Source organism: Levilactobacillus enshiensis, assembly GCF_007115095.1.
In the GTDB taxonomy this organism is placed as follows: domain Bacteria; phylum Bacillota; class Bacilli; order Lactobacillales; family Lactobacillaceae; genus Levilactobacillus; species Levilactobacillus enshiensis.
On the sequence record NZ_SULH01000026.1, the window covers coordinates 1 to 2,963 of the forward strand.

Consider the following 2,963-nt stretch of genomic DNA (forward strand, 5'->3'; position numbering starts at 1 on the left):
TGAGAACACCACGTTTTACAACTTGGTTAAGTCCTCGACCGATTAGTACTGGTCCGCTCCACGCCTCACGGCGCTGCTACTTCCAGCCTATCTACCTGATCATCTCTCAGGGGTCTTACTTCCATATAGGAATGGGAAATCTCATCTCGAGGCGAGTTTCACACTTAGATGCTTTCAGCGTTTATCTCATCCATACATAGCTACCCAGCGATGCGCCTGGCGGCACAACTGGTACACCAGCGGTATGTCCATCCCGGTCCTCTCGTACTAAGGACAGCTCCTCTCAAATTTCCTACGCCCGCGACGGATAGGGACCGAACTGTCTCACGACGTTCTGAACCCAGCTCGCGTACCGCTTTAATGGGCGAACAGCCCAACCCTTGGGACCGACTACAGCCCCAGGATGCGATGAGCCGACATCGAGGTGCCAAACCTCCCCGTCGATGTGGACTCTTGGGGGAGATAAGCCTGTTATCCCCAGGGTAGCTTTTATCCGTTGAGCGATGGCCCTTCCATACGGTACCACCGGATCACTAAGCCCGACTTTCGTCCCTGCTCGACCTGTCTGTCTCGCAGTCAAGCTCTCTTCTGCCTTTACACTCGATGAATGATTTCCAACCATTCTGAGAGAACCTTTGGGCGCCTCCGTTACTTTTTAGGAGGCGACCGCCCCAGTCAAACTGCCTACCTGACACTGTCTCCCACCACGATTAGTGGTGCGGGTTAGAGTGTTCACACAGCGAGGGTCGTATCCCACCAGCGCCTCACTCGAAACTAGCGTTCCGAGTTCTACGGCTCCGACCTATCCTGTACAAGCTGTGTCAACACCCAATATCAAGCTACAGTAAAGCTCCATGGGGTCTTTCCGTCCTGTCGCGGGTAACCTGCATCTTCACAGGTAATATAATTTCACCGAGTCTCTTGTTGAGACAGTGCCCAGATCGTTACGCCTTTCGTGCGGGTCGGAACTTACCCGACAAGGAATTTCGCTACCTTAGGACCGTTATAGTTACGGCCGCCGTTTACTGGGGCTTCATTTCTGGGCTTCGCCGAAGCTAACTCATCCACTTAACCTTCCAGCACCGGGCAGGCGTCAGCCCCTATACGTCATCTTACGATTTTGCAGAAACCTGTGTTTTTGATAAACAGTCGCCTGGGCCTTTTCACTGCGGCTACACTTGCGTGTAGCACCCCTTCTCCCGAAGTTACGGGGTCATTTTGCCGAGTTCCTTAACAAGAGTTCACTCGCTCACCTTAGGATACTCTCCTCGACTACCTGTGTCGGTTTGCGGTACGGGTAATTAATCACTAACTAGAAGCTTTTCTCGGCAGTGTGACGTCTGGCACTTCCCTACTAAAATTCGGTCCTCGTAACGCCTTGTCCTTAGCGATAAGCATTTGACTCATCACCAGACTTGACGCTTGAACGCACATTTCCAATCGTGCGCATACCGTAGCCTACTGCGTCCCTCCATCGTTCAAACATGATTAACTAGTACAGGAATATCAACCTGTTATCCATCGCCTACGCTTCTCAGCCTCGGCTTAGGTCCCGACTAACCCTGGGAGGACGAGCCTTCCCCAGGAAACCTTAGTCATTCGGTGGATCAGATTCTCACTGATCTTTCGCTACTCATACCGGCATTCTCACTTCTAAGCGCTCCACTAGTCCTTACGATCTAGCTTCGTCGCCCTTAGAACGCTCTCCTATCACGCGACCTATTGGTCGCATCCATAATTTCGGTAACATGCTTAGCCCCGGTAAATTTTCGGCGCAGGATCACTCGGCTAGTGAGCTATTACGCACTCTTTAAATGGTGGCTGCTTCTGAGCCAACATCCTAGCTGTCTATGCAACTCCACATCCTTTTCCACTCAGCATGTATTTAGGGACCTTAATTGATGGTCTGGGCTGTTCCCCTTTCGACGGCGGATCTTATCACTCGTCGTCTGACTCCCGGATATAAATCAGTGGCATTCGGAGTTTATCTGAATTCAGTAACCCATGACGGGCCCCTAGTCCAAACAGTGGCTCTACCTCCACGATTCTTAATTCCGAGGCTAACCCTAAAGCTATTTCGGAGAGAACCAGCTATCTCCAAGTTCGTTTGGAATTTCACCGCTATCCACACCTCATCCCAGCATTTTTCAACATACACGGGTTCGGTCCTCCAGTGCGCTTTACCGCACCTTCAACCTGGACATGGATAGGTCACCTGGTTTCGGGTCTACATCAACTTACTGAAACGCCCGTTTCAGACTCGCTTTCGCTACGGCTCCGGTCTTTACACCTTAACCTTGCAAATTAACGTAACTCGCCGGTTCATTCTACAAAAGGCACGCTATCACCCATTAACGGGCTCTAACTAATTGTAGGCACATGGTTTCAGGAACTATTTCACTCCGCTTCCGCGGTGCTTTTCACCTTTCCCTCACGGTACTGGTTCACTATCGGTCACTAGGGAGTATTTAGCCTTGGGAGATGGTCCTCCCGGATTCCGACCACGTTTCACGTGTGTGGCCGTACTCAGGATCCTGAACTGAGGGTCAACGATTTCATCTACGGGGGTATCACCCGCTATGCCGTGCCTTCCCAGACACTTCGATTATCATTGACTTTGGTAACTCAAATGTTCAGTCCTACAACCCCAACGAGCAAGCTCGTTGGTTTGGGCTGTTCCCCGTTCGCTCGCCGCTACTTAGGGAATCGATTTTTCTTTCTCTTCCTGTGGGTACTTAGATGTTTCAGTTCCCCACGTCTGCCTCAACTTAAGTATGTATTCCCTAAGTTGTAACTATCGATTAAGATAGCTGGGTTTCCCCATTCGGAAATCTCCGGATCAAAGCTTACGTACAGCTCCCCGAAGCATATCGGTGTTAGTCCCGTCCTTCATCGGCTCCTAGTACCAAGGCATCCACCATGCGCCCTTCATAACTTAACCTAACGATTACGTCGTAATCGTT

1 rRNA gene is annotated in these 2,963 nt (G+C 50.8%); it reads right to left on the minus strand.

Annotated features, from left to right (window positions below):
* Positions 1-22: 22 nt before the first annotated feature.
* A 23S ribosomal RNA gene (locus FAY32_RS14155) occupies positions 23-2,941 on the minus strand.
* Positions 2,942-2,963 lie beyond the last annotated feature (22 nt).